The organism is Roseibium sp., assembly GCF_025698965.1.
Lineage (GTDB): Bacteria > Pseudomonadota > Alphaproteobacteria > Rhizobiales > Stappiaceae > Roseibium.
On the sequence record NZ_JAILWL010000349.1, the window covers coordinates 1 to 6,974 of the forward strand.

The 6,974-nt window shown below is 55.5% G+C and carries 7 protein-coding genes; 5 read left to right on the top strand and 2 right to left on the bottom strand.

Features of this window, described 5'->3' with window-relative positions:
* The 3 genes from K5905_RS23350 to K5905_RS23360 form a co-directional block, all read left to right on the top strand.
* On the top strand, positions 1–596 hold a 596-nt coding region (locus tag K5905_RS23350; protein WP_297588411.1), incomplete at its 5' end, for a TOBE domain-containing protein.
* On the top strand, positions 593–2,287 hold the full coding sequence (locus K5905_RS23355; protein WP_297588414.1) for an iron ABC transporter permease: 1,695 nt from the start codon (positions 593–595) through the stop codon (positions 2,285–2,287). The genes K5905_RS23350 and K5905_RS23355, both read left to right, overlap by 4 nt.
* A complete protein-coding gene (locus K5905_RS23360) occupies positions 2,280–3,263 on the top strand; it encodes a hypothetical protein (protein WP_297588416.1) in 984 nt (327 codons plus the stop codon). The genes K5905_RS23355 and K5905_RS23360 overlap by 8 nt, the downstream gene beginning before the upstream one ends.
* A gap of 99 nt (positions 3,264–3,362) precedes the next feature.
* Here the strand turns inward: K5905_RS23360 and ald are convergent, their stop codons facing one another.
* Positions 3,363–4,502, bottom strand: coding sequence for an alanine dehydrogenase (gene ald / locus K5905_RS23365; RefSeq protein WP_297588419.1), 1,140 nt, complete (start codon positions 4,500–4,502; stop codon positions 3,363–3,365).
* 182 nt (positions 4,503–4,684) lie between these two features.
* Between ald and K5905_RS23370 the strand changes: the two genes are divergently transcribed.
* Both K5905_RS23370 and K5905_RS23375 read left to right on the top strand, forming a co-directional pair.
* Entirely contained in the window at positions 4,685–5,170 is a 486-nt protein-coding gene (locus K5905_RS23370) for an Lrp/AsnC family transcriptional regulator (protein ID WP_297588422.1), read from the top strand.
* 125 nt (positions 5,171–5,295) lie between these two features.
* Positions 5,296–6,177: an SMP-30/gluconolactonase/LRE family protein gene (locus K5905_RS23375; protein WP_297588424.1), complete on the top strand. Its 882-nt coding sequence runs from the start codon at positions 5,296–5,298 to the stop codon at positions 6,175–6,177.
* Between the two features lie 60 nt (positions 6,178–6,237).
* Here K5905_RS23375 and K5905_RS23380 read toward each other — a convergent pair whose 3' ends face one another.
* Positions 6,238–6,753, bottom strand: a complete 516-nt coding sequence (locus K5905_RS23380; RefSeq protein WP_297588426.1) for a hypothetical protein — start codon at positions 6,751–6,753, stop codon at positions 6,238–6,240.
* Between the last annotated feature and the right edge of the window lie 221 nt (positions 6,754–6,974).

Consider the following 6,974-nt stretch of genomic DNA (forward strand, 5'->3'; position numbering starts at 1 on the left):
CCAAACTTCGCGTTGACCTCAGAGGAGAACTGCGGCGCATCCAGAAGGACATGGGCATGACCACGATTTACGTGACCCATGATCAGGAAGAAGCCCTCGCCATGTCAGACGTCGTCTGCGTGATGTTTGGTGGCATCATCCAACAGGCCGCCCCTCCTTTCGAGATTTATCGCAATCCGGCGAACCGTTTCGTTGCCAATTTTGTGGGCGCAAACAATTTTCTTGCAGGAAATGTCGACCCCTCCGGCGATGCAATTCTGACGACCTCCGGCCTGAAAGTCCGCGCGGTCGCCACAGACACCTCCCAAAAGGAGATTGCTGTCTCTGTTCGTCCGGAAGCCGTGAATGTTGCGCTGAACGGTGATGCCGTCGGCGACGACATGCTCACTTTCGACGGAAACATTCGCCAGATCAGTTTCATAGGCCGCGAACTTGAAGTCCATGGAAAAACCAAACTCGGAGACGATGTACGAGCCATCTTGCGCCCCACCCCGGATCTCCTCGGCCTGTCCGAAGGCGACCCTGTCACCTTCGCGTTCAGCCGTGAGCGGGCGATCCTTTTTGAAAACGGGGAAACAGGCCGGAGGTTGTCATGACAATAACCTCGTCAAATCCGCCTTTGAAACCTGTTTCCATATTCAGCCTCGTCCGGTTCGATTTCTGGACTTTGATGACACTCCTCGTCATTACGGTGCTCTTTGTCCTTCTGATACTTCCGATTGCGAGCGTATTTCTCGTTAGTTTTATCGATGAGGACACCGGTGCCTTTACGCTTGCAAACTATCTGGAAGTGTTCACGCGCAACTATTACGTCAAAGGACTGCGCAATTCGCTCACGGTGGGACTTTTGGGAACGTTCGGGGCCTGTCTGATTGGCGTGCCACTGGCCTTTTTCACCGCAAGGTTCCGGATACGCGGCAAGGCCTTGATTTCGACACTCGCGATCCTGGTGCTGGTCGCGCCACCGTTCATTGGTGCCTATGCGTGGATAATGATGCTTGGTGCCAATGGCTTCGTGACGAACTTCTTCAAGGGCTTCGGTCTGAATCTGCCGACCATTTACGGAGCGCATGGGATCATCCTGGTCTTTACGCTGAAGTTCTTCCCCTTCGTGTTCTTGATGACAAAAACAGCGCTTGGGTCGGTGAACAAGTCCTTTGAGGATGCAGCTGAAAATCTCGGCTGCAATTCCCTCCAGCGGTTCTTCTACGTGACTTTGCCCCTGGTATTTCCCGCAGTCAGCACCGGCGCAATCATCTGTTTTGTTCTGTCGATAGCCGACTTCGGAACGCCTGCAATCCTGGGTCGAGGGTTCCGTACCCTGTCGACGATTGCTTACTCCGCCTATACCTCCGAACTTGGCGGAAAACCCACGATGGCCGTCACGGTATCGTTGGTCATGATGGCAATCTCCATCCTGGCGCTCTTCATCCAACGCCGGTTTCTGTCAAAGCGACGCTACGCTTCGGCATTGACGAACCGGCCGGTCATTCAACAATTGAGCGGCATGCGCAACCTGGGTGCGCACGCATTCTGCTATGCTGTTGTCATCATTGCGATGTTGCCGACACTCGTCGTCATCTACACGTCATTCCTGGAAACCAACGGACCGGTCTTCACCGGCGAATATGGTCTTTCAAGCTATCAAAGAGTGTTGTCGGATGCCCCGGAAGCGATCTTTAACAGCTTCAGGTTCTCGCTGATTGCCGTTGCCGTGATAGCCATTTTCTCCGGTTTGATCTCTTACCTGATCGTGCGGCGGGAAAACGCGGTTTCCGGGGCAATCGACGTCCTCATGATGGTTCCCTATCTCGTACCGGGCGTCGTAATGGCAATCGGTTTCGTAACGACCTTCCGGTCCGGATGGTACGACCTGACGGGCACTGGCTTGATCATCATCATGATCCTTTTCATTCGGCGACTGCCATACGGTGTGCGTTCGACCACGACAAACCTGCGACAAATCAAACCATCGCTGGAGGAAGCTGCCATCAATCTTGGAGCCTCTCCTTTGCGGGCATTCCTGTCGGTCACCGTACCGCTCATTCTGCCTGGCTTGATTGTCGGCTCGCTGATGAGCTTCATAACCGCGATCAACGAGCTGTCCTCCACCCTGATCCTTTACAACTCCAAGACAGTCACCATGCCGGTGAAGATCTACATATCGGTGTTGGACGGCGAATTCGGGTTGGCTGCAGCTTTGTCGACGATCCTGCTCGTTTGCTCTGGGCTGTGTGTCTATGCGGTCTTCCTGCTCGCGGACGACCGGGAATCGTCATTTGTCTAATCTTCTTCAGCTTGAAACCGGCTCAGCAATGCAAATATCTTCGCTCACTTTCCCCAAAGACCGGACAGGCCGCCAGGCCGGGGACGACAGTCTTCTGATCCTGCCGGGCATCTGCGGCGTGTTCGATGGCGCCTCAAGCGGTGCCACCGGACCCGGAATGTCTCCGGGACAGGCGGCGTCCCGTGCGGCCGCCTCCGTCCTGGGTGAGTTTGCAGCGACGAGAACCATGACCGACATTCCTGCCGGGGAGATTTTTTCAGCCGTAAGAGAGAGGATCTCGCAGACGGAACGGCTGCTTGGTAACACTTTCCGTGCATCGACCACCATGGCGGCTGCGTTTTTCGGCGTCGACAAGATTCGACTGCTCGTTGTCGGTGACAGCGGCATACGAATTAATGGAGACCAGGTTTACCGGCGACTGAAACACATCGACGATCTCTCGACCACTGCACGGATCGAGGTCTTCAACATGCTGAACCACAAGGAACGTTCGACTGACGAGGTTGAAGCTCAGACCCGTCGGATCTCGTTTCAGGGTTTGGATTACGGAGTACGCGAAGGCCTTCTGACAGAAGACGATGCCATCCAGATCTGCTCGCTGGTTACAAACCGATACACCGAAATCGTTGCCCCTCAGCAGGCAGAAGCCTTTCTTCGCACTGGCATAAGATGCCAATACATGTATGCCAACAGATCGGACCATCCGCTGGGATATTCGTCCTTGAATTGCGATCCGATCCTGATGGACGACGTCATCGACGTCAGCAAACCGGCTGAAGATATCGAAACCCTTGAATTCTTTACAGACGGCTATTTTGATATCCCGGGTGAAGTTTCAGTGTCCGCATGGGAAAAGGCGTTTGACGCCTGTGAAACTGTCGACTTTCACAAGACCAAGAGTTTTCCGAGTATCAAAGGGTCCACTTCAAGGGAATTCGCGGACGACCGATCCGTGATTGTTGTCAGAAATTCCTGAGCTCAGACCAGATAAAAAAAAGCCAGCCCCGATCCCGGAGCTGGCTTTGATAGGGCAGAGCGCGGCGAGCGTCTTTGCCCGCCGCAGAATTGGCGCAACTTATGCCGCCTGGCTTGCGTCTTCTTTTTCGAGTGCTGTTGCCGGATCGACATAGTCATACCCGAGCGCCTCAGCAACGGCTTCGCAAGTCACCTGCCCACCGATCACGTTCAGGCCCGGCAGGAAATGCGGATCATCAAGCAGCGCCTTCTTTGCGCCTTTGTCTGCCAGCGCGAGTGCAAACGGCAGCGTCGCGTTGTTCAGGGCGTAGGTCGATGTCTTCGGCACGGCGCCCGGCATGTTGGCTACGCAGTAGTGCACTACTTCGTCAACGATGTAGGTCGGGTCGGAATGGGTCGTTGCCTTTGATGTTTCAAAGCAACCGCCCTGATCGATGGCGACATCCACCAGAACCGAACCCGGCTTCATCCGGCTGACGAGGTCTGCTGAGACCAGTTTCGGAGCCGCCGCACCTGCAACAAGAACGGCACCGACAACCATGTCAGCTTCCAGAACGTGTTTTTCGAGAGCTGACTTGGTCGAGTAAACCGTCTTCAGACCCGGACCGAAAGTCTGCGACAACTGGCCGAGAACGGCTGTGTTGCGGTCCAGAACGGTAACATCGGCACCAAGACCAATCGCCATGGTGATCGCATGTGAACCGACGACGCCGCCGCCGATGACGACCACTTTCGCAGGCTCGACACCCGGAACACCGCCAACGAGAGTACCGGAGCCGCCATGAGCTTTTTCCAGAGCTTTTGCACCGGCAATTACCGAAAGGCGCCCGGCAACCTGGGACATTGGTACCAACAGCGGCAGGCCGCCCTTGGCGTCGACAACGGTCTCGTAGGCGATGCAGGTGGCACCGGATTTCACCAGATCGGCTGTCTGTTCCGCATCCGGAGCCAGATGCAGATACGTGAACAGAATTTGGTCGGGACGCAGCATTGCACGTTCCACGGCCTGAGGTTCCTTCACCTTCACGATCATCTGGGCGGCGTCAAAGACGTCCTTGGCCGTCGGCAGGATCTTCGCGCCGGCAGCTTCGTAGTCAGCATCGCTGGCACCGATGCCGATACCTGCATTCGTCTCGACAACCACGTCGTGGCCATGAGCAACCATTTCATGAACACTGTCCGGTGTCAGACCAACCCGGTACTCGTGATTTTTGATTTCCTTGGGAACACCAATCCTCATGGCGACAACTCCTCCTGAAGCAACTTTGATTGGATTAAGTGTACGCCTGATTGAGTGAAATGTGCTTGCGTTCCGCATGTTGAAACATGACTAAAACACAATTTTGTTGCGCAAAATCTGGAAAAAGTTGAATATATTGCGGTAACGAGATTACAAATCTGCAATATATGCGGTGCAATAAAATGAAACTTGACCGTCTCGACCGTAAGATTCTGGATGTTCTGCAAAAGGACGGCCGGATTGCGAACGCAGACCTTGCCGATGTTGTCGGACTTTCCGCCTCCGCATGCCTGCGCCGTGTCCGGGCGCTGGAAGAGGCAGGCATCATCGAGAACTATGTAGCTCTGCTCGATCAGCGCAAACTCGGCCGACGAATGGACGTTTTTGTCGAGATATCGCTAACCGGCCAATCCAAGGAGACGCTGGAGAACTTCGAGCGTGCCGTCGCCCGTTCGGACGAAATCATGGAATGTTTCCTGATGGCTGGCGATGCCGACTACATCCTGCGCCTGACTGCCGAAGACCCTGTCGATTTCGAGCGCATTCACCGCGACCACCTCTCCCAACTACCAGGTGTTCTGCGGATGAAGTCCTCTTTCGCAATCCGCCCCATCGTCAAGCGCACGGCAATCCCACTGGATGGCGATTATCAAAGTCTGTCCAACTGACGCTTCAGTTTATCTCCATCAATGCAGAGCTGTAGGTTTGGCCGGATGCGCTCTCGACGGCGAATGCGGGTGCGGCTATAGTCCGTTTCCATTCGCTCGCTTGGCTTTTCAAGGAACCCGCCACGGTGTCCCACACGATTACCCGATTTCTCGATACAACTTATCAACTCGCAGAATGCCCGACTTGGGATGACAGACAAAACCGTCTCCTCTGGGCGGATATTCAGGGCCGCTCCATCCAGTCGATGAACTGGACAAGCCGGGATATCACCACCTGGCATTTCGACAATGAAGTCGGTTCCTTCGGCCTGACGGAAGATGACCGTCTGATCGTCAGCGTCTGGGACAAGATCCTGTTGTTCGATCCTGAAACGGGTAACAGCGAAGTTCTGGCGACAATCCAGCAAGATATCCCAAGCACACGTTTGAATGACGGCAAGGTTGGTCCTGACGGCGCCTTCTGGGTCGGCACCATGGACACCAACTCACCACGTGAGCCGATTGCCGGTCTCTACAGAGTGGACACCAGCGGCGATGTTGCGGAAATCCGGGACGAACTGCTGTGCTCCAACGGGCTATCCTGGTCTCCGGACGGCACATACATGTACCACTCCGATACCTCCCCCGGCTGGATCGAGTGTTATGCCTTCGATCCCGTAACAGGTGCCCTCGGCTCAAAAATGCTGTTCGCCCAGCAGACCAACGACACCGGACGTCCGGACGGTGCAACGGTTGATGCGAACGGCAACTACTGGAGTGGCGGCGTCTCGGCGGGCGTGCTGAACTGCTTCGCACCCGATGGCAACCTGGTCCATGCGATCAAGATGCCGGTCGAAAGACCGACCATGCCCTGCTTCTGCGGTCCGGATCTCGATCACCTGATCGTCACCAGCATCAAACAACCGTCCGACCCGACCGCAATCGAACCGGACACCCTGTCGGGCGGCCTTTTCCTGGTCGAAGGGCACGGTCAAACCGGTCTGAAGACCAACCGGTTCAGGATCTGATATCAAAGTAGTGCAGAATTGACTTGCCCGCAGCACAGATCTTCGCCGCCGAATTGGCGGCTAATTCGCTGTTGGCAGGGCTTCGCACCGCTGGATTTTCGGCACGTCCGAGGAATTGCGTGTTGCCGACCACCGGCAGCTTTCCACAACAAGAGCACCTTCGGATCCCGGCAGGCTGTCAGACACAAAGACTGTGCTGGCTGAAAAGCTGAACTCTTCTGCAAGTGTGCTCGCCGGAAAGATACGGATCAGTTCTTTATACGGGAAACGGGGTTTGCAGGACTGAATGAAGCCACTGGTGAAATCGCCCGCGGGACTGGCCATGACCTGACCATGGTAAAGCGACGCTCCGGTCCCGATTGTCGGGTCGTCAATTCCGGTCGCAATATGAAGGACGTCTCCCTCTTGCACCATGTGCAGCTCAAACGCTCTGCCGAAAGTGGACGGTACGCCGTCTTGGACATGATCGCAGACGACATAACCGTCATAACTGCCCGTCCAGGAGAACCCTTCTTCGGCAGCAGCCATGGACGTGCCGGCGACAACAAGAGCGGCAGCGGCGAAGGTTGATTTCATCGCGGGCAAGTCCTTTGCTCTGGATCGGTGAGGCTCTTAGGCAGGCTATCCGATGCAATCACAGGTATCCAGCATACTATTGTCCGCAGCGAACACTTATTGCCCCTACTGCGCATGGATCGCGGCAGGATCGAACTGCAAAGGGGAAATCGCTCAGTAGCGACAGCCGCGAATTTTGACCGGTTGCCAGACCGTGCGGGCCGGTTGCACCAGAACCCTGC

Coding starts and splice junctions, on each gene's coding strand:
- K5905_RS23380 (WP_297588426.1), bottom strand. CDS start 6,753: ATGAAATCAACCTTCGCCGCTGCCGCTCTTGTTGTCGCCGGCACGTCC.
- K5905_RS23370 (WP_297588422.1), top strand. CDS start 4,685: ATGAAACTTGACCGTCTCGACCGTAAGATTCTGGATGTTCTGCAAAAG.
- K5905_RS23355 (WP_297588414.1), top strand. CDS start 593: ATGACAATAACCTCGTCAAATCCGCCTTTGAAACCTGTTTCCATATTC.
- ald (WP_297588419.1), bottom strand. CDS start 4,502: ATGAGGATTGGTGTTCCCAAGGAAATCAAAAATCACGAGTACCGGGTT.